This is a genomic window from Marinobacter salinexigens (assembly GCF_008370345.1).
GTDB classification, from domain to species: Bacteria; Pseudomonadota; Gammaproteobacteria; order Pseudomonadales; family Oleiphilaceae; genus Marinobacter; species Marinobacter salinexigens.
In genome coordinates this window covers 1-18,958 of sequence record NZ_VTUU01000005.1, presented here as the reverse complement: position 1 = coordinate 18,958, position 18,958 = coordinate 1, and the positions used below count along the sequence as shown (strand labels likewise).

Below are 18,958 nucleotides of genomic sequence, written 5' to 3'. Positions count from 1 at the left end.
AAGGTTTACCCCCGTGCTCCCGGAGCAGGTTGAGACTTACCCGCCTCACCAACTTCCAGTTCAGGCTTCACATTCAACAACCGAAGAGCGTCACTCATTACCCTGGCGAACACGGGTGCAGCTACCTCGCCTCCGTAATACTCGCCGGACTGCGGCGCATCCACGGCCACAACCGTAACAATTCTTGGATCATCAATCGGTGCCATTCCGGCAAAGATTGCTTTGTATTCGCTGTCTTCGTATCCCTGCTTACCCACCAGGTGGACCGTACCGGTCTTGCCGCCCGCCGAATACAGACCTGTCTTGGCCCGGCCTCCGGTTCCATGCTCAATCACTTCACGCAGCATGTTCCGAACCTCGTAAGTAACCTTCTCGGAGAGCACTCGCTGCCCTTGCGGCTGTTCCTCGAGCTTGAGCAGGCTCAGTGGGTACCGGACGCCACCGTTGGCAATCACCATATAAGCCTGGGCCAACTGCAGCGCAGTAACACTCAGACCATATCCATAAGACAGTGTCGCTTCTTCAACTGGACGCCATTTCGGGGGTGCCGGCAGAACGCCAACGGCTTCGCCCGGGAACCCTATACCTGTCGGCTGCCCGAGCCCTACGCGGCTGTAGAGATCCCGAATGACATCACCACCAATATCGGTTGCGATACGACTCATCCCGACGTTACTGGACTTGGCGATAATTTTGGTCAGATCCATGACGCCATAATTCCGATGGTCGCGAATGGTAAAGCGACCAAAACGCCGGTAACCCGGTGACGTATCAATCGTACTACCCACCACATACTTCCCGGTCTCCAGTGCCGCAGCCATGGTGATCGGTTTCATCGTGGAACCTGGCTCAAACAGGTCTGTGATCGCCTTGTTTCTGAGATTTTCTGCCGTCAGCTGGCTTCGGTCATTCGGGTTATAGGAACCCTGATTGACCATCGCCAATACCTCACCTGTGTCCACATCAAGCATGACCAGCGTGCCACCCCGGGCCTTGTGGGCACTGACTACCGCTTTCAGCTCCCGATAGGCCAGGTACTGCAAGCGTAAATCGATACTGAGATCAAGACTGCGACCTGGCCGGGCATCACGGATCAGGCTCAGGTCCTTGATAACGCGACCCTTGTTATCTTTGAGAACACGCTTACGGCCAGGTTCCCCGGAGAGCCACTGGTTATAGGTAAGCTCCATGCCTTCCTGACCATGCTCATCGATGTTGGTGAAGCCAACGACGTGAGCGGTCACTTCTCCGGCCGGGTAATAACGCCGGTATTCCTGGCGGGCATAAACCCCGTTGATATCAAGCGCCAAAGCCTGCCGGGCAAGGGCAGGCTGAACCTTACGACGCAGATATATGAACTCTCGGCCGGAGTATTTTTTCAACCGTTGCCGCAAATCGGCTTCGCTGATATCCAGCAACCGGGCGAGATTGGTCAGACGAGGCTCATCGGCATCCATTTCCGAGGGGTTGGCCCAGATTGTCTGCACAGGGGTACTCACCGCCAGAGGTTCTCCGTGACGGTCTGAAATCACCCCACGGTGAGCATCGATACTCTCTACGCGAATGGTACGAACATCACCTTGCTTGCGCAGAAAGTCATTATCGACAACCTGTAGATCGATCAGGCGCCAGCTGAGAAGCCCGACCACCAGCAGAAAAACACCCAGCACGGAGCCAAAGCGCCAGGCCTTCGCACCCTGCACCAGCATTTGTCTCCACGTTGTCTGCTTTCCCTGACCGGACAATGCATTCACCCTGACGATAATTTTTCTTTAGAATCGTTATTGGATATCAATTAACTGCAGGTGACATCAGCGGCACAAGGACAATGTCCTGACGCCCGGGCACCACCATGTCAAAACGCTCGGCGGCGAGCTTTTCCACTCGCCCATGGGCACTCAACGCACTCTGCTCCAGCAAAAGCTGACTCCATTCACGCTGGTAACCGTCCCTTTCGCTTTGCAGATGAGAAAGAGTGTTGAACAAGCTCCGGTTCTCATAAGCTCCGGCTACGACACCTATGGCCGACACCAGCAGCAACGACGCCAGCACAAGCGAAACCAGCACATTCCTCTGCTTGGTCGCATCAAATACCTGGCGTGAAATTCTGACAGCGGTTACAACGCCATCACGCATTGTCTGCTTGCTGATTTTTGCCGAACGCGTCGGCTGTTCAATGGCTACCGCACCCATAATTACGCACTCCCCTGCGTACTGTTGTTCGTTCCGGTGCGCTCAAGCACTCTCATGACTGCACTACGGGCTCTCACGTTGTCACCGATTTCTTCTGCATTGGCCTTGGCGGCCTTGCCCACCAGACGAAATGCCGACGTTTCCTGGTCGGCGGTAACGGGTATCCCCCTTGGCAGCTTCGGCCCCCGGGCAAGATCCCGCATAAAGCGCTTAACCAGCCTGTCTTCAAGCGAGTGAAAACTGATCACTACCAGGCGACCACCAGGTTTGAGGCGATCAGCCGCCGCCTGAAGGCCTAACTCCAGATCCTCAAGCTCCCGATTGATAAAAATCCGGATGGCCTGGAAAGCGCGAGTGGCTGGATGCTTATGCTTTTCCTTTTTGGGAACCGCTTCGCTGATCAGTCCCGCCAGTTGCCGAGTTGTTTCAATCGCCTCTTCCTGGCGACGCTCCACGATCAAACGAGCGATACGGCGGGAGAACCTCTCTTCGCCGTATCGCCAAATCACATCAGCAATTTCTTTTTCGTCAGCATCTGCCAGCCATTCCGCGGCACTGGGCGATTGCTGAGGGTTCATCCTCATATCCAGCGGTCCATCCCGCATGAAACTGAATCCTCTGGCCGGGTCGTCAAGCTGGGGCGAGGAAACCCCCAGATCCATCAGCACGCCATTAACTTCGCCCCACTCCCGCCGATCCAAGGCAAGGCCGAGCTCCGCGAATGAGCCGTGAAACCAGGAAAATCTCGTATCTTCGACAGCCAGTTCTTCAGCAACAGCAATCGCCTCTGGATCTTTATCGATCCCCAGCAAATGCCCCTGATCACCCAATCGATCAAGAACCAGACGCGAGTGACCACCACGCCCGAAGGTGCAATCGACATACTGTCCAGCAGGATCGTTAACCAGATAATCGACCGCCGAATCCAAAAGAACCGAGCGGTGAGAAAACTCAATACCGCCCTTCTTCCCGTGATCGGAGGTCATAGAGAAAGAGCCTCCATCTCTGGCGGCATATCATCATCGTCGGAAGACTCATCAAGCCAGGCGAACCAACGCTCCTCACTCCAGAGTTCCAGTTTTTTACCCTGACCGATCAACATCAGCTTTTTCTCAAAATGGGCATAGCTACGCAGCGTTGGCGGGATAAGGATACGCCCTGCCGAGTCCAGTTCCATTGGCGCTGCATTACCAAGGAGTAATCGCTGCAGCCGCCGTGCCGCTTTATTCATGTTCGGGAGTGCTTCGATCTTGGGACGCAACTCTTCCCACTCGGGCTCTGGATAGACCAGCAGACAACGTTCTTCATCAGCATTGGCAGTCAATACAATGCGGCCACCACAAGACTGCACGAGCTCTTCGCGCACCTTGGCGGGGATCGCCAGGCGACCCTTTGCATCCATATTGATGGCATGACTGCCGAGAAAATTGCTCATTTACGCTGTCTCTGGGGTCCAGAATCCACAAAAAACCACTTCAAACCACTTTTTCCCACTTCTGCACACTATAGAAACACGCAAAACACAATGCAAGCGCCATCAATAGCGCCACACTGACAAAACTTCCTTTTATGACAAGAGGTTACGAGCGACCAATAAGAAAACCGCGGAGATTACGGAAAAGAAAAGAAGGAAAATCAACTACCTGCAAAAAGTTCTGAAGACAACAAGTGAGGTTTAAGATTATTTGGCTATAACAACGGAGACGTGAGAACGGCAGGAATCACAAAAGAAGAAGGCGAGCTCGCCGATAAGCCGGGTTCTGTCTTGGACAGTCATTCATCTAGGGTCTGCGTCACCACAGACCTCAAGCAACCTACCCGAATCCAGCGCGGGCCACGCCATTGGATTCCTATTTGGTCTTGCTCCAGGTGGGGTTTACCATCGCCGTGGACTGTTGCCAGCCACGCGGTGCGCTCTTACCGCACCATTTCACCCTTACCGTTGCCCGAAGGCACTTAGGCGGTTTACTTTCTGTTGCACTTTCCGTCGGCTCACGCCGCCCAGGCGTTACCTGGCACCTTGCCCTGCGGAGCCCGGACTTTCCTCCCCCGGAAAACCGGCGGCGACTGTCTGGCGAGCTCGGGCGAGACAATACTCCTGCCCCTTCGTGCTTGCAAGAAAAAACCGTCGCCAAACCGCTCAGTCGGGCTTTAGCTCCAAAGCACGCTGATAAAGCTCGTTCTTGGGCTTACCAGTTAACCCCGCAACTATTTTAGCCACCTTTTTTACAGGCAGCTCTTCAATCAGAGCCGAGATCAGACGATCAACTTCGATCAAGCCGTCCTCCGATTCGTCGTCCTCGGGGGCAGCTCCATGGACCATCACCACGAACTCCCCTCGACTACCGTTCGGATCAGACACAAGAGTTTCCAACACCTCCTGAGCCGTTCCGGAGTAAAAGGTTTCAAAGGTCTTGGTGAGCTCCCGCCCGAGAACAAGCTCCCGACGGTCTCCGAACACCTCAACCAGGTCCTCGATTGTGTCGACGATTCGATGAGGCGATTCATAGAAGACCAGAGTTGCGGTTTCAGCACACAAAGCCTCCAGCGCAGAGCGACGCCCACTCCGTTTGGCCGGCAGAAATCCAACAAACAGCAGACGATCCGTTGGCAAGCCCGCAGCGCTCAGAGCGGACACAAAAGCACATGCTCCCGGAATGGGCGAAACGGTCAGCCCACGACGACGGGCCTCTCGAACCAGAACATACCCCGGGTCAGATATGAGGGGCGTTCCCGCATCAGAAATCAGGGCAACATTCCTGCCGGCATCAAGCTCATCAAGAACACTACCCGCCCGGGCACGCTCATTATGATCGTGAAGCGCTATCATTTTTTTCTGGATGCCTAAATGCTGCAGCAACCGCCCGCTGTGCCGGGTGTCCTCGGCGGCGATTACGTCTGCCCGGGCAAGTACCCGTGAGGCTCTGAGGGAAAGATCATCAAGATTTCCTATCGGCGTTGCGACGATATACAGCGTTCCCCGCGCCCGCCCGCCAGCACCGACCATATCCGCCTCGTCAGAATCCACGATCCCCACTCCTTTACGTTAAATGCCTGAAACACCGACAACGCATGACACTAACGTCATGTGAATTACCCCTGGAACTGGTAAACTTGCCACCTTATTTATCGGCGCCCCGAACCCACTCACCCGGAGTAGTGTTGCCAGCCATGATCATGAACCGACTCAACCAACGAGCCTTCGCCACGCTATTCACTGTGGCCCTGCTTTCCACCGGTTGCGCCAGCGTGGATTTGCAATCACACGTTGCAGCAACACCCGAGCAAGCCCTGGACATGGCCGGCCAGGAAGACAACCGGGAAACAGCACAACGGTATTTGCTTCGAGTCGCAGGCCAGTTCCAGGACCGGGGCGATCATGCTGCTGCCCGCAAGTTACTCCAAAGCGAGATGCTGGCGCAACTTAGTCCCGCCCTCGAGGAACAACGCCGACTCATGGCCATGGCCAGCATCGATGCCCTGCAGGACAGCTCCTGGGCCAAAACGTTAGCCGGCACACTGTCGCCCGACAGCTTCATCAGTTACCCGCCGGAATTGATGGCCAGAGCCGCGACGCTCCAGGCAGACACCTTCAGCCTGGCCGATGACCGCCCCCGAGCGGCAATGACACTGATCCTGCTGGCGCAAACGGATAGCTCGGCAAACCCACAAGCACTGCACGACCAGATATGGCAACTGCTCAAATCCACCTCCGAGAAGGAGCTCTCCGATGCCAGCACCGTGGCTATCGGCTTCGAAACCCAGGGCTGGCTCGAACTGGCTTCAACCATACGGCGTCCGGGCACAGGGCTCGACGAACAGGGGCGTATCATTCGCCAGTGGCAAAATAACTGGCCCGGCCATCCAGCTGCTCAGGTACTCCCTTCGGAACTTCAGCTCATCGCATCTCTTGCTGAGAGCCGACCGGAAAAAATTGCTTTGGCACTGCCACTTGATGGCGCCCTGGCATCCGCTGGAAAGGCAATTCGGGATGGTTTTATTGCTGCCTATTATCTCGACCAGTCTGCGGATCGTGAAGTAACCGACATCCGGATTGTGAACAGCTCAGGCAGGCCGTTCACTGAGATTTACCAGGAGCTTTCCGCACAGGGCGTCGACCTTATCGTCGGCCCTCTGGAGAAGGATGCACTTGCCAGCCTTTCCTCCATGAATACGCTGCCCACTCCGACGCTGGGACTTAATTACCTGCCGGAGGATAGCAAAGTGCCAAACGGGCTGTATCAGTTTGGCTTATCGGCCGAAGACGAAGCCCGCCAGATCGCAGAACAACTGTCCAATGACGATATTCGGGACGTACTGGCACTCATACCTCAAGGGGAATGGGGTGATCGGGTAGAAGCTGCACTCCTGCAAAAGATGGAGGAAACCGGTGGAACCGCGCTCGATATCGAACGTTTCTTCGCTGAAGACAACCTCCGCGCGGTAACCGCAGACCTTCTCGGCATTACGGTCTCCCGTGACCGCGCCATCCAGGTTGAGCGCACCATTGGCCTGGACGTCGAGTTTGAGCCGCGACTCCGGCAGGATGCCGAAGCCATCGTTATGGTTGCAAACCCGACCATTGCGCGGCAATTCAAGCCTCTGTTCGCTTTCTATTTCGGGGGAGAACTTCCCGTATACTCACCCTCCATGGTGTATGAAGGAACGCCGGATGCTTCCCGTGACCGGGACCTGGAGAATGTTATTTTCACAGACACCCCCTGGACTCTCAGCCCGTCTGACGAACTTAAAACTCAGGCGGACAAACACCTTTCCGGCACCCGGGGCCAGCTTGGCCGACTATTCGCCATGGGAGCAGACGCATGGCAACTGAGTAAACGTCTGCCTTTGTTGAAGCAGGTAGAGTCAGCTTCGCTACAGGGGTACACCGGCGAATTGACTATGACGAGCGCAGGAAGTGTTCACCGAAAACAGTTGTGGGCCCAATTCAGCAACGGCACTCCCGCCTTGATTGAGACTCCCACCGATAAGCCTGAAGACAGCAGCGAGACCACCTCTCCCTGATGACAGGAAAGGAAGAACACCGTTTGCCATGGAAGGCGCAAAAGAACGCGGAAATCACTATGAAGGCGTGGCCGCCCGCTACCTCGGTAGCCGCGGCGTTCAGATCGTAGAGCGGAATGTTTATAACCGCGGAGGCGAACTGGACCTTATCGGCTATGACGGGAACACTCTCGTGTTTTTTGAAGTTCGCTTCCGGGGCCCTGGCAGCCTTACAGATCCAGCCGGCTCCATCAACTACACAAAGCAGAAACGCCTGCTTAAAGCCGCATCATTCTATCTTCACAGACACGGACTCTGGAATGCCAACAGCCGTATTGATGTTATCGCCATTTCGCCGGGAACCGTCAAAAAATACCGGGTACAATGGATCAAAAATGCAATCCAGGCAGGGTAAGTAAGGGTAATGATCGAAACCGAGCAGCAGATAAACCAATGGTTTGCCAGCCACATGGAACAAACCGCCCAAGCCGCAAGCACTGTTGGGCCGGCCATCGAAGCGGTCGCTGACGCCTTTGTGGCCACCCTGCTTCAGGATGGCAAAATCGTTACCTGCGCCAATGGCAGCGCCAACATCCTCGCCCAGTATTTCTGCACCGCGCTTTTGAACCGATTCGACCAGGACCGCCCAGCGCTCCCGGCCATAAATCTCGGGGCCGATGCCACAACCTATTCAGCCATTTGCAGGGACAATCGGTTTAATGACACGTTTTCCCGCCAGGTCCGCGCCATTGGCAAGCCGGGAGATCTACTGTTTGTCATCGTCGACGATGGTCACAAAGCTAACCTGATCCAGGCTATCCAAGCTGCACACGACCGGGAAATGAGCGTTATGGTACTGAGCGCCAGGGAGAAATCAGATATCACATCGCTGATGCACGCTGAAGACCACGAAATTGCACTAAGCGACCTCCCTCCGACCGAAGCAACCCCCTTGCTATTGGTTATCATCAATGCCCTTTGCGGGCTGGTCGACAGCAAACTGTTCGGCGGATAAAAAAAAGCCAGCAGATGCTGGCTTTTTCTTTAGTATTGACCGGAAACTCACTTCACCACTTTCAACGTGGGACGCCCCGAGGGACGTTCGTCGGCACTCTGTGACGCAGGCGCCTTATCCCCGGAACCGTCCGGGTCGGGAGAACCGGGTTCACTACCGAACACCATGCCCTCGCCATTTTCCTTGGCATAGATAGCCATGACAGCCTGTAAAGGAATAAACACCTGCATAGGCACACCGCCGAAACGGGCACTGAATTCAATCGCACCATTTCCAATCACCAGCCCACGCACTGCACCAGGACTGATATTCAGCACAATCTGGCCGTTAGCGACATGCTCCGTAGGCACCTGAACGCCCTGAATGCCCGCATCAACGACGATATACGGCGTGCAATCGTTGTCCAGAACCCACTCATTGAACGCCCGAACCAGGTACGGGCGACTGGATGTCATGGTGATCTTGCTTTCCGACATTACGACTCTCCTGCCAGAACTTCAGAGCTCCCGCTCAATCAGCTGCGAATGTCTTCTTCCAGATCAGACAGGCTTGCCCTGAAGCCTTCACGGCTGAAAATGTTTTCCATGTACTTCAGCAACGGCTTGACTTGCTTATCATCGCCCAGATCAATACCCAGAGCCGGCAGACGCCAGAGGATAGGCGCGATGCAGCAGTCAACAATCGTGAACTCTTCAGACAGGAAGAACGGCATCTCACCAAACAGCGGAGCGGTCGCCATCAGGCTCTCGCGCAACTCCTTACGAGCAGCATCGGCAGCCTTGCCAGTCGGCTGAGCAAGAATCTGGTCAACCAGGCCACACCAGTCTTTCTGAATCCGGTGAATCATCAGACGGCTATTGGCACGAGCAACCGGGTATACCGGCAGCAGAGGAGGATGCGGGAAACGCTCATCCAGGTATTCCATCATGATATTGGGCTCGTAGAGCACCAGATCACGATCGACCAGGGTAGGCAGGGCGTTATACGGGTTCAGATCAGCCAGTTCTGCCGGCGGGTTATCCGGATCCACATCAACGATATCAACAGTTACACCCTTCTCTGCCAATACGATACGAACACGATGGCTGTATTGGCTGGCCGGATCCGAAAAAAACGTCATTGATGACCGCTTGGTCACAACGCCCATAGAACTACCTCACGAGTAAACAAAACCGAAATGGTCCTGAGAAAATGCAAAATTCCAGCGGGCCAAACGACCCACTGGAACTCAGGAGACGGGATTATACCCTATTTCTCAGTGTACGTCCTTCCAGTACTCACGATTGAGCAGGTAAGCAAAGACGAAGAAGATCGCAACAAAAATCAGCACGAAAATCCCCAGGCGCTCACGCTCGATCTTCACCGGATCTGCCATGTATGACAGGAAGTTGGTCAGGTCATACATGGCCTGATCAAACTCAGCTGCCGACATGCTGCCTTCCAGTGCGTACTCGGGACACGCGTCCGCATTATTAACATTGCCGCTCAGCGGCTCCACAGAGGGAGCAACACCAATGTGAGGTTCAACTGCACACAGTCCCTGCAGGCCAACCAAAACATGAGGCATACCTACGTTCGGGAAGACAACGTTGTTGACACCTAACGGGCGGCTTTCATCCTTGTAGAATCCACGGAGGTAAGAATAAACCCAGGACTCACCACGCAGACGGGCTTCCAGAGTCAGATCCGGTGGCGGAGCACCGAACCAGCCTGCAGCCATGTCCTTGTTCATGGAGTTCTTCATCAGCTCACCGATTTTGGCGCCAGTGAAGATCAGGTTATCCGTGTAAAGATCCAGAGGAATCTCAAGATCCTCAGCCACACGCTTGTAACGGGCGTACTCGGTGGAGTGGCAGCCCTGACAGTAGTTGGTGAACAGAGCAACACCACGCTGCAGGGATTCTTTATTGGTATGATCGGTTTTGATGTGGTCCATCGGGACCCCCTCGCCACCCGCTGCCAGCGCAAAAGCTGGCAGGATTGCGATGAAAAGACCAAAAATCAGCTTTCTCATTATCCTGTCACCCTCTCTGGCACTGGCTTGGTTTTCTCCATACGCGTATAGAACGGCATGAGAATGAAGTAGAGGAAGTACAGCACGGTCAGGACCTGCGCCAGAGCTGTACGACCCGCCGTCGCAGGCACCAGGCCGAGATAGCCGAGGATCACGAAGCTGATCGCAAAGATGATCAGTGCAATACGGCTCAACCAGCCTTTGTATCGAATGGAACGAACCGGGCTACGATCAAGCCAGGGCAGCACGAACAGGATAGCGATAGCACCACCCATCACAACGACACCCCAGAACTTCGCAGGCAGACCGAACAGATCAACCGTTACCGCACGCAACATGGCGTAGAACGGCGTGAAGTACCATACCGGAGCAATGTGAGCCGGGGTCTTCAGAGCATTCGCAGGCTCGAAGTTCGGCTTCTCCAGGAACAGCCCGCCCATTTCAGGGAAGAAGAACACCACAACGAAGAAGATGAAGAAGAAGACCGCAACACCGACCAGGTCGTGAACGGAATAGTACGGATGGAACGGGATGCCGTCTTTCGGAACACCGTTTTCGTCTTTGTTCTTCTTGATGTCGATACCGTCAGGGTTATTCGAACCCACTTCGTGCAGCGCCAGGATGTGCAGAACAACAAGGCCCAACAGAACGATCGGCAGCGCAACAACATGAAGTGCGAAGAAGCGGTTCAGGGTAATGCCGGAGATCAGGTAATCACCACGAATCCACAGAGACAGGTCATCACCGATTACCGGAATAGCACCGAACAGATTAACGATTACCTGGGCACCCCAGTATGACATCTGACCCCATGGCAGCAGGTAGCCCATAAAGGCTTCAGCCATCAGCACCAGGTAGATCAGCATACCGAAAATCCAGATCAGTTCGCGGGGCTTCTGATAGGAACCGTACATCAGGCCGCGGAACATGTGGAGATAGACCACGATAAAGAATGCCGAAGCACCGGTGGAGTGCAGATAACGGAGCAACCAGCCCCACTCGACATCACGCATGATGTATTCAACAGAAGAGAATGCACCTTCCGCTGACGGGTTGTAGCTCATGGTCAGCCAGATACCGGTTACCAACTGGTTAACCAGAACCAACATCGCCAGGGAGCCAAAGAAGTACCACACGTTGAAGTTCTTCGGCGCGTAATACTTGGCCAGGTGATTATTCCAGGCATCAACGATTGGCAGACGCTCGTCTACCCACTGAATTATCTTTTGCATTACGCCGCCTCCGGATCAAGACCAATCGTGAGGGTCGCATCGTCGTCATAGCGATAAGGCGGAACCTCAAGGTTCAGGGGAGCAGGCTGCGCCTGGTATACCCGACCGGACAGGTCATAGTGGGAACCGTGGCATGGGCAGAAGAAGCCACCCAGCCAGTCTTCACCCAGATCAGCGGGAGCGACTTCCGGACGGTAAGAGGGCACACAGCCAAGGTGAGTACACAAACCTACCAGTACAGCAAATTCAGGCTTGATCGCCCGATAAACGCCTTCGATGTACTGTGGTTGTTGCGGCTCTTCGGACTGAGGGTCTTTTACCGCGTCGTTCAACTTCTCGATGTTTTTCAACATCTCCTCGGTACGGCGGATAATCCAGACAGGCTTACCGCGCCATTCAACGGTAATTTGCTGGCCTGGCTCGACCTTGCTGACATTGACGGTTACCGGCGCACCTGCTGCTTCCGCTTTGGCACTGGGATTCCAGGATGCCACGAAAGGAACTGCTGCACCGACGACGCCGACTCCACCTACCACGGACGTAGCACCGATCAGAAACCGGCGCCGGCCTTGGCTCACGTCGCCATTACTCATTATGGTTTTCTCCCATCAGGCGATGTCACAGCCCGCACCGAAGCAGGCAACGTGCATCTTATAAGGACTTCACAACCCAAAAATATAAGCGCCCAAATGGTAATGAAATTACCAGGGCCTTACAAGTCGGAAAGCCGCCCGCGGCGGCCCTTCCCTGCTCTAGGTCAATTTGCTGACAATTCGCAAAACCATAAAAAAACCCGACCATGACTGGCCGGGTTTCTTCGGATCCTGCTCCAGCGAGATTAACGCTTGGAGAACTGAGGACGCTTACGCGCCTTGCGCAGACCCACTTTCTTACGCTCAACTTCACGAGCATCACGGGTAACATAACCCGCTTTGCGCAGAGCCGGACGCAGAGTTTCATCGTAATCCATCAGCGCACGGGTAAGGCCGTGACGAATCGCGCCAGCCTGACCACTTGTACCACCACCCTTAACAGTGATGTTGATATCAAAACGATCAACAGACTCGGCAACCACCAGCGGCTGACGAACGATCATGCGCAGAGTCTCACGACCGAAAAACTGCTCGATAGTGCGACCGTTGATAGTGATGTTACCGCTACCCGGCTTGATAAAGACGCGAGCCGTGGAGTTTTTGCGGCGACCAGTACCGTAATTTTGTGCTACAGACATATCCGCCTTCCGTTAGATGTCGAGTTCTTTGGGCTGCTGGGCAGCATGAGGATGCTCAGCGCCGGCGTAGACTTTCAGCTTACTGAACATGGCGCGGCCGAGCGGGCCCTTCGGAAGCATGCCTTTAACAGACTTCTGAATAATTTGCTCGGGAGCCTTGTCTACCAGCTTCTCGAAATTGATGGACTTGATTCCACCCGGAAAGCCGGTGTGGCTATAGTACATCTTTGCAGATGCCTTTTTGCCGGTAACCTGCACCTGGCTGGCATTAATAACTACGATGTAATCGCCAGTGTCCACGTGAGGGGTATACTCAGCTTTATGCTTGCCCCGCAGACGACGGGCGATTTCGGTTGACAGACGACCCAGCGTCTTGCCGGCTGCGTCTACAACGTACCAGTCACGTTTTACTGTTTCTGGTTTCGCACTCAGAGTCTTCATTGATTCCGCCTTGAACGCTATATAAGAAACGTTAACAACCGCCGCCGAACCACAATGTACTCGGCAGAGGTATATTCACCTGTATTAAGTCGGCAGTGACACCATTCGGGGCTGAGATAGTGACATCGCCTTGAAAAGCCAGGGCGCGAAGTATACTCGAACCACCAAAGAATGCCAACCCTCGACAACGGCGTTTCGTTATTCCCTTATGCGGGGACAGCCTGTGTCGTTTACCCAGCCATACATTCTTCGCACATTCTTCAATAAAGCAAATGCGATCTCTTCCAGCTCCATACCCCGCAACTCTGCCAGAACACGCATGATCCGGGGCAATTGGGCGGGAGAGTTCTGGCCTTTATCAACACCTGCCGGCGCCATGTCCGGCGCATCCGTCTCCAGCACCAGGGAATCCAGGGGCAGCTGACGAATCGCTTCCCGGGTCTTTGCGGCGCGAGAATAGGTAATCACACCTCCAACACCGATAAAACACCCTCGATCCACCAGATTCTTAGCTTGCTGATAGGATCCGGAAAATCCATGGACAAGCGCCCTGCCACTCCAGCCAAGCCGCTTCAGCTCAGACCGCACTTCATCATGGGTTTTAACGGAATGGATGATCAATGGATAATCATACCTGGCCGCCAGTGCCACCTGAGCCTCAAACCAGGGCATTTGCTCACGAAGCTCGCCCCGCATTCGATCGAGACCACACTCTCCAACTCCGACACACCCGCCGGGGCGCAGCTCCAGCAAACCGGACAGCGCCTTCAGATCAACCTCATCATGTTCGGAGACATACCAGGGGTGAATACCAAGGCAATAAGATACCCCCGGAAACTGCCTGGAAACGTCGCGGATTCTCTCCCAGTGCTTTCGACGCACACCGGGAACCACCAGTTGCGTCAGGCCCATGGAGCGGGCCAGCGCCCACTCCTCTTCCCGACAGCCATCAAAACGGGGAAAGTCGAAATGACAGTGAGCATCAACAAATTCCATTGCTCCTCCGCTTTCGCCCCCCCCCCGAAACGACCACCTCATAGCTGATCCGCAGCCGTCAATGCTCCCGGGTTTTATGGAACTGAATGTCAGGAAAACGCTCCTGGGCCAGATTCAGATTTACCATGGTCGGGGCAATGTACGCCAGACGATCGCTTCCATCGAGCGCGAGGTTATCGTTGCTCTTGCGCTTGAACTCATCCAGCTTCTTCTCATCGGAGCACGTAACCCAGCGAGCGGTAGCGACATTAATGGGTTCATAAATGGCTTCAACCTTGTACTCACTCTTTAACCGACTCACAACGACGTCGAACTGGAGCACACCAACCGCACCGACGATCAGGTCATTGTTACGGGTAGGCCGGAAGACCTGAACAGCGCCCTCCTCCGACAGCTGAATCAGCCCCTTCTGCAGTTGCTTCGCCTTCAGGGGATCTTTCAGACGAATACGACGAAACAGTTCCGGCGCGAAGTTGGGGATACCGGTAAACTTCATATCCTCGCCGGAGGTAAACGTATCCCCGAGCTGGATGGTCCCATGGTTATGCAAGCCGATAATGTCACCAGCATAGGCTTCTTCGGCATGCTCGCGATCACCAGCCATGAAGGTCAGGGCATCCGAGAAACGAACGTCCTTACCAATCCTCACATGGCGCGCTTTCATTCCCTGAGAATACTTGCCAGACACAATCCGGAGAAATGCCACCCGGTCCCGATGCTGCGGGTCCATATTCGCCTGAATCTTGAAAACGAAGCCGGAAAAACCATCTTCTGCCGGCTCAACCACCCGCTGGTCAGTTTCCCGGGGCTGCGGCTCAGGAGCCCACTCGACCAAACCATCCAGCATGTGATCAACACCAAAGTTGCCGAGAGCGGTACCAAAGAAGACCGGTGTCAGCTCGCCAGCGAGAAAGAGCTCCTGATCAAACTCGTGGGATGCCCCTTTCACCAGTTCGATTTCGTCTCGAAGGTCCGATGCGTAGCTGCCGATTACCTCATCAAGTTCCGGGTTGTCCAGACCACTGACAATACGTTTCTCCTGAATCGTATGCCCCTGTCCCGTCTGATAGAGAATCACCTCATCCCGCAGAAGGTGATAAACACCTTTGAATCCTTTACCCATTCCAATTGGCCAGGTGATGGGCGCACAGGCTATTTTCAGGACATCCTCAACCTCATCCATCAACTCAATTGGGTCACGGGTATCCCGATCCAGTTTGTTCATGAATGTCAGAATGGGCGTATCCCGTAGACGGGTTACTTCCATCAACTTGATCGTCCGTTCCTCAACACCCTTTGCGCTGTCGATTACCATCAGACAGGAATCCACGGCCGTCAGAGTCCGGTAGGTATCTTCAGAGAAATCTTCGTGGCCCGGGGTGTCCAGAAGGTTGACCAGCTTTCCACCGTAAGGGAACTGCATGACCGATGTGGTCACCGATATGCCCCGCTCTTTTTCCATTTCCATCCAGTCGGACTTTGCGTGCTGACCGGACTTTTTGCCTTTCACGGTGCCGGCCTTCTGAAGCGCCTGACCGAACAGCAGCACCTTTTCAGTAATGGTGGTCTTACCGGCATCCGGGTGGGAAATAATGGCGAAGGTGCGGCGCAGGGCCACTTCCTGGGAAAGGCTGGACATAGTGTGCAAATAACCTGATTAGGATGTTCTGGAAAGCCCGCTATTATAGGGGTTAACTAATCGATACGCGAACAGCACGCGGAGCCTTGTGTACTAGCACCCGAGGCCGAGAGTCATAACCAGCGCAGCTTCGCGCCCCCGTGCGGAAGGGTAGTAATCAGTCCGCTGTCCAACCTGAGAGAAACCTTCGCTGAGATAGAGGCGAGCTGCGGCATCATTGCTGGCCCGGACCTCAAGAACGACCTGTATCATTCCGTCCCGCGCCGCTTCCGCCAGTAGGTAGCGCAACAGAAAGCGGCCCGCTCCCTGCCTGCGTACTGATGGGTCTACGCAAATATTGAGGAGATGCGCCTCGTCAAACATGTAAGCCACAATCGCGTAACCGACCAGACGACGTCCATCGTCGAGAGCCCAAAGGCGATAGTTATCTCTGAAGCAATCTTTGAAGACCCCCTCGGACCAGGGAAACGAATAGCCCTGATGCTCAATGTCGAGCACCTGAGAAAGATCACCCGGAGTCAACGCCCGGATTTGCAAATCAGCAGCCCGGACATCAACGAAGTCATTGCAGGCAGGCATCAACCCAGCTCCAGGGATCGAAGCTGCTGCCATAACTGGCGTTTGAGGTCGGGGTTAGCTGCCAGCTCAGCCAGCGAATGTCCAAAGGCAAGATCAGCCCTCACCCCTGACTCCTTCAGTACATCCAATAGACGCACGGAATCTCCGTCTGGATCGGCCGCCAGGAGCGAAATAACCGTCCGCCCTGCATATCGAGACAAAACACTGGATAGCACCCGCCTGAGATCACCAGAGGAATTACCAGCAACCTTGAGGTTATTGAAGAGGGGCCAACGGATCGGGCCCACCGATTCCGGGCTCGCCTGATCAATGCTCTTGAGAATGTTCAGCGCCAGAGTTTCCTGCAACCGAGCGCTCGAATCCTCTGTCAGCCCACAGAGCAGACACACCCCATCACTCGCCCATAGTTTCAGATTCAGCCGGATCGGGGACTCTGCTGGCGCCGCCTTTTCCTCGACCGGATCAGTCTCGACTGCCTGGACGACACTAGGGGTTTCGGGCTCTGTCGAGACAGCCCTGGACCGATCAGGGGCAGGTTTTTCACTTGCCTTACCCATAAGAGCCTGCAGGTCCGGAATGCGACCTGCGCCCTGAACACCAGCCTGTGCTGCAGGCCCCTCTCGGGGGGCACGAGCAGAGGAGATAACCTCCTGTGGCTGAGCCTCCCCTTCCTCGGGAAATACAAACTCCGGACTGGGTGCTGCTCCTGGCAATGCATCCCTGGCATACCAAAGATGCACGCCCGCCATACCAAGATAAAACTGCCGCTCAGCTTCAGTCTGAATCATTCTTCTTTCCGGCATAAATGTCGAAATATTCTCAAACGTCAGCGACCTGCGGGTGACGACGCAAACTGGAGCAATTTATCAGGTTCAGCGCCTCCACATAGGCCTTTGCGGAGGCGATAATGACATCCGTATCTGAGCCCACACCGTTAACAATGCGGCCGCCGCGCTCCAGGCGTACGGTGACCTCGCCCTGGGCATCCGTTCCACTGGTTATAGCATTGACAGAGTACAGCTGCAGGTTACACCCCGAATCAACAAGGGATTCGATGGCTTTGAACGTCGCATCTACCGGGCCGCTACCTTCAGCTTCTACCGTATGCTCCTTACCATCGATCATGAGGGTAATCCTGGCGTTCGGCATAACGCCGGTTTCCGAGTTTACCCGCATGCAGACCAGACCATATCGACCCGGTTCCTCATCGTGAAGCGTGTCGCTGGCAATTGCCTGGAGGTCTTCATCGAAGATTTCGTGCTTAAGGTCAGCCAGCGCCTTGAACCGGGTAAACGCTTCATTCAACTCGGTCTCGGTGTCAAACTGGATACCCAGCTCCAGCAAACGGGTCCGGAATGCATTGCGCCCCGAATGCTTTCCAAGAACCAGACTGTTGGTATGCCAGCCTACGTCCTGGGCACGCATGATTTCATAGGTTTCCCGATGTTTCAGCACACCATCCTGATGAATCCCGGACTCGTGGGCAAAGGCATTAGCGCCAACGATTGCCTTGTTTGGTTGAACCGGGAACCCAGTGATCGTCGACACCAGTCGTGAGGCAGGAACGATATGCTGGGTATCGATTCGGGTATCTACATTAAAGAGATCCTGTCGGGTGCGCACAGCCATCACTATCTCTTCCAGAGAGGCGTTACCGGCCCGCTCACCGAGACCGTTAATGGTGCATTCAACCTGACGAGCGCCATTGGTGACGGCCGCGAGAGAGTTAGCAACAGCCAGCCCCAGATCGTTGTGGCAGTGGACTGAGAAAATCGCTTTATCAGCGTTCGGAATACGGTTCAGCAGCTGAGCGATTGTATCCCCGAACTGTTCGGGGATCGCATAGCCCACGGTGTCGGGAATGTTGATCGTCCGGGCACCGGCATCAATTGCCGCCTCGATAATACGGCAGAGAAAATCCAGCTCGGAACGACCGGCGTCTTCGCAGGAGAATTCCACGTCGTCGACATGACTCCTGGCACGCTTTACCGCCCTGACCGCCTGCTCGATCACTTCATCGGGTGCCATTTGAAGCTTGTGCTTCATATGGATAGGGGAAGTTGCAATGAAGGTATGGATACGACCACGCTCTGCCGGACGAATTGCCTCTGCAGCCCGATCAACATCCGCATCCAGCACTCTTGCCAGACTACAAACCGTGGAATCTTTGATGTTCTCTGCAATGGACTTCACGGCCTCGAAATCGCCCTGACTGGCGATGGCGAATCCAGCCTCAATCACATCTACCTTAAGTTTTTCGAGTGCTTTCGCAATACGAAGCTTCTCAGCCTTGTTCATGGTAGCGCCGGGGCTTTGCTCGCCGTCCCGGAGGGTCGTATCGAAAATGACCAAGTGATCAGTAGCGGCCATTGGAGGGCTCCCGTGTGAAGAAACGTTGGATTGCTTGTAGTAGGCAGTATATCACTTCTTGGTTTGCCCAGAATCGAGCCAGGAACGAGTTTTTTAGGGCAATAAAAAACCCCAGCATCAAGGATGCTGGGGTTTAGGTATTAAGCGCCTGACGATGACCTACTCTCACATGGGCAACGCCACACTACCATCGGCGCAGGACTGTTTCACTTCTGAGTTCGGGATGGGATCAGGTGGTTCCAGA

Annotated in this window: 20 protein-coding genes, 1 rRNA gene and 1 other RNA gene; 3 read left to right on the top strand and 19 right to left on the bottom strand. The window is 54.8% G+C overall.

Features of this window, described 5'->3' with window-relative positions; genetic code table 11:
- Nucleotides 1-5: 5 nt before the first annotated feature.
- The 6 genes from FWJ25_RS11510 to rsmI form a co-directional block, all read right to left on the bottom strand.
- Nucleotides 6-1,709 (bottom strand): peptidoglycan D,D-transpeptidase FtsI family protein, encoded by a 1,704-nt coding sequence (locus FWJ25_RS11510; protein WP_149600441.1) that lies wholly within the window; start codon nucleotides 1,707-1,709, stop codon nucleotides 6-8.
- A gap of 82 nt (nucleotides 1,710-1,791) precedes the next feature.
- Nucleotides 1,792-2,193 carry a cell division protein FtsL gene (gene ftsL, locus FWJ25_RS11505; RefSeq protein ID WP_149600440.1) on the bottom strand — a complete coding sequence of 134 codons (402 nt, stop codon included), beginning with the start codon at nucleotides 2,191-2,193 and terminating at the stop codon, nucleotides 1,792-1,794.
- 2 nt (nucleotides 2,194-2,195) lie between these two features.
- Nucleotides 2,196-3,179 (bottom strand): 16S rRNA (cytosine(1402)-N(4))-methyltransferase RsmH, encoded by a 984-nt coding sequence (gene rsmH, locus FWJ25_RS11500; RefSeq protein ID WP_149600439.1) that lies wholly within the window; start codon nucleotides 3,177-3,179, stop codon nucleotides 2,196-2,198.
- Nucleotides 3,176-3,628 carry a division/cell wall cluster transcriptional repressor MraZ gene (gene mraZ, locus FWJ25_RS11495; RefSeq protein WP_149600438.1) on the bottom strand — a complete coding sequence of 151 codons (453 nt, stop codon included), beginning with the start codon at nucleotides 3,626-3,628 and terminating at the stop codon, nucleotides 3,176-3,178. The genes rsmH and mraZ overlap by 4 nt, the downstream gene beginning before the upstream one ends.
- Nucleotides 3,629-3,926: 298 nt before the next feature.
- An RNA gene (gene rnpB / locus FWJ25_RS11490) (RNase P RNA component class A) lies at nucleotides 3,927-4,276 on the bottom strand.
- Nucleotides 4,277-4,333: 57 nt separating this feature from the next.
- Nucleotides 4,334-5,200, bottom strand: coding sequence for a 16S rRNA (cytidine(1402)-2'-O)-methyltransferase (gene rsmI, locus FWJ25_RS11485; RefSeq protein ID WP_149600648.1), 867 nt, complete (start codon nucleotides 5,198-5,200; stop codon nucleotides 4,334-4,336).
- 164 nt (nucleotides 5,201-5,364) lie between these two features.
- Here rsmI and FWJ25_RS11480 point away from each other — a divergent pair, with 164 nt between their 5' ends.
- From FWJ25_RS11480 to FWJ25_RS11470, 3 genes are read left to right on the top strand one after another with little or no spacing between them, the layout of a single operon-like run.
- Nucleotides 5,365-7,218 (top strand): penicillin-binding protein activator, encoded by a 1,854-nt coding sequence (locus FWJ25_RS11480; RefSeq protein ID WP_149600437.1) that lies wholly within the window; start codon nucleotides 5,365-5,367, stop codon nucleotides 7,216-7,218.
- 28 nt (nucleotides 7,219-7,246) lie between these two features.
- On the top strand, nucleotides 7,247-7,612 hold the full coding sequence (locus tag FWJ25_RS11475) for a YraN family protein (protein WP_149600436.1): 366 nt from the start codon (nucleotides 7,247-7,249) through the stop codon (nucleotides 7,610-7,612).
- A gap of 9 nt (nucleotides 7,613-7,621) precedes the next feature.
- On the top strand, nucleotides 7,622-8,212 hold the full coding sequence (locus FWJ25_RS11470; RefSeq protein WP_149600435.1) for a D-sedoheptulose-7-phosphate isomerase: 591 nt from the start codon (nucleotides 7,622-7,624) through the stop codon (nucleotides 8,210-8,212).
- 47 nt (nucleotides 8,213-8,259) lie between these two features.
- Here the strand turns inward: FWJ25_RS11470 and FWJ25_RS11465 are convergent, their stop codons facing one another.
- The 13 genes from FWJ25_RS11465 to rrf form a co-directional block, all read right to left on the bottom strand.
- A complete protein-coding gene (locus FWJ25_RS11465) occupies nucleotides 8,260-8,688 on the bottom strand; it encodes a ClpXP protease specificity-enhancing factor (RefSeq protein WP_149600434.1) in 429 nt (142 codons plus the stop codon).
- 38 nt (nucleotides 8,689-8,726) lie between these two features.
- The gene (locus tag FWJ25_RS11460; protein ID WP_149600433.1) at nucleotides 8,727-9,359 is read right to left on the bottom strand and encodes a glutathione S-transferase N-terminal domain-containing protein; all 633 of its coding nucleotides are present in this window, start codon (nucleotides 9,357-9,359) and stop codon (nucleotides 8,727-8,729) included.
- A 108-nt stretch (nucleotides 9,360-9,467) separates the two neighbouring features.
- Complete coding sequence (locus tag FWJ25_RS11455; protein ID WP_149600432.1) at nucleotides 9,468-10,226, bottom strand: cytochrome c1; 759 nt, start codon at nucleotides 10,224-10,226, stop codon at nucleotides 9,468-9,470.
- On the bottom strand, nucleotides 10,226-11,458 hold the full coding sequence (locus FWJ25_RS11450) for a cytochrome b (protein WP_149600431.1): 1,233 nt from the start codon (nucleotides 11,456-11,458) through the stop codon (nucleotides 10,226-10,228). Before FWJ25_RS11450 ends, FWJ25_RS11455 begins: the two co-directional genes overlap by 1 nt.
- Nucleotides 11,458-12,051: a ubiquinol-cytochrome c reductase iron-sulfur subunit gene (gene petA, locus FWJ25_RS11445; protein WP_149600430.1), complete on the bottom strand. Its 594-nt coding sequence runs from the start codon at nucleotides 12,049-12,051 to the stop codon at nucleotides 11,458-11,460. Before petA ends, FWJ25_RS11450 begins: the two co-directional genes overlap by 1 nt.
- Nucleotides 12,052-12,296: 245 nt before the next feature.
- Nucleotides 12,297-12,689 (bottom strand): 30S ribosomal protein S9, encoded by a 393-nt coding sequence (gene rpsI / locus FWJ25_RS11440; protein ID WP_149600429.1) that lies wholly within the window; start codon nucleotides 12,687-12,689, stop codon nucleotides 12,297-12,299.
- A gap of 12 nt (nucleotides 12,690-12,701) precedes the next feature.
- Entirely contained in the window at nucleotides 12,702-13,130 is a 429-nt protein-coding gene (rplM, locus tag FWJ25_RS11435; RefSeq protein WP_149600428.1) for a 50S ribosomal protein L13, read from the bottom strand.
- Between the two features lie 198 nt (nucleotides 13,131-13,328).
- Nucleotides 13,329-14,126 (bottom strand): TatD family hydrolase, encoded by a 798-nt coding sequence (locus tag FWJ25_RS11430; RefSeq protein ID WP_149600427.1) that lies wholly within the window; start codon nucleotides 14,124-14,126, stop codon nucleotides 13,329-13,331.
- Between the two features lie 58 nt (nucleotides 14,127-14,184).
- Nucleotides 14,185-15,765 carry a peptide chain release factor 3 gene (gene prfC / locus FWJ25_RS11425; protein WP_149600426.1) on the bottom strand — a complete coding sequence of 527 codons (1,581 nt, stop codon included), beginning with the start codon at nucleotides 15,763-15,765 and terminating at the stop codon, nucleotides 14,185-14,187.
- A 93-nt stretch (nucleotides 15,766-15,858) separates the two neighbouring features.
- Nucleotides 15,859-16,344 carry a ribosomal protein S18-alanine N-acetyltransferase gene (rimI, locus tag FWJ25_RS11420; RefSeq protein WP_149600425.1) on the bottom strand — a complete coding sequence of 162 codons (486 nt, stop codon included), beginning with the start codon at nucleotides 16,342-16,344 and terminating at the stop codon, nucleotides 15,859-15,861.
- The gene (locus FWJ25_RS11415; RefSeq protein ID WP_149600424.1) at nucleotides 16,344-17,132 is read right to left on the bottom strand and encodes a 2-isopropylmalate synthase; all 789 of its coding nucleotides are present in this window, start codon (nucleotides 17,130-17,132) and stop codon (nucleotides 16,344-16,346) included. The genes rimI and FWJ25_RS11415 overlap by 1 nt, the downstream gene beginning before the upstream one ends.
- A gap of 31 nt (nucleotides 17,133-17,163) precedes the next feature.
- The gene (locus FWJ25_RS11410) at nucleotides 17,164-18,714 is read right to left on the bottom strand and encodes a 2-isopropylmalate synthase (RefSeq protein ID WP_149600423.1); all 1,551 of its coding nucleotides are present in this window, start codon (nucleotides 18,712-18,714) and stop codon (nucleotides 17,164-17,166) included.
- Between the two features lie 146 nt (nucleotides 18,715-18,860).
- Nucleotides 18,861-18,958, bottom strand: a 5S ribosomal RNA gene (gene rrf, locus FWJ25_RS11405); the annotation flags it as partial.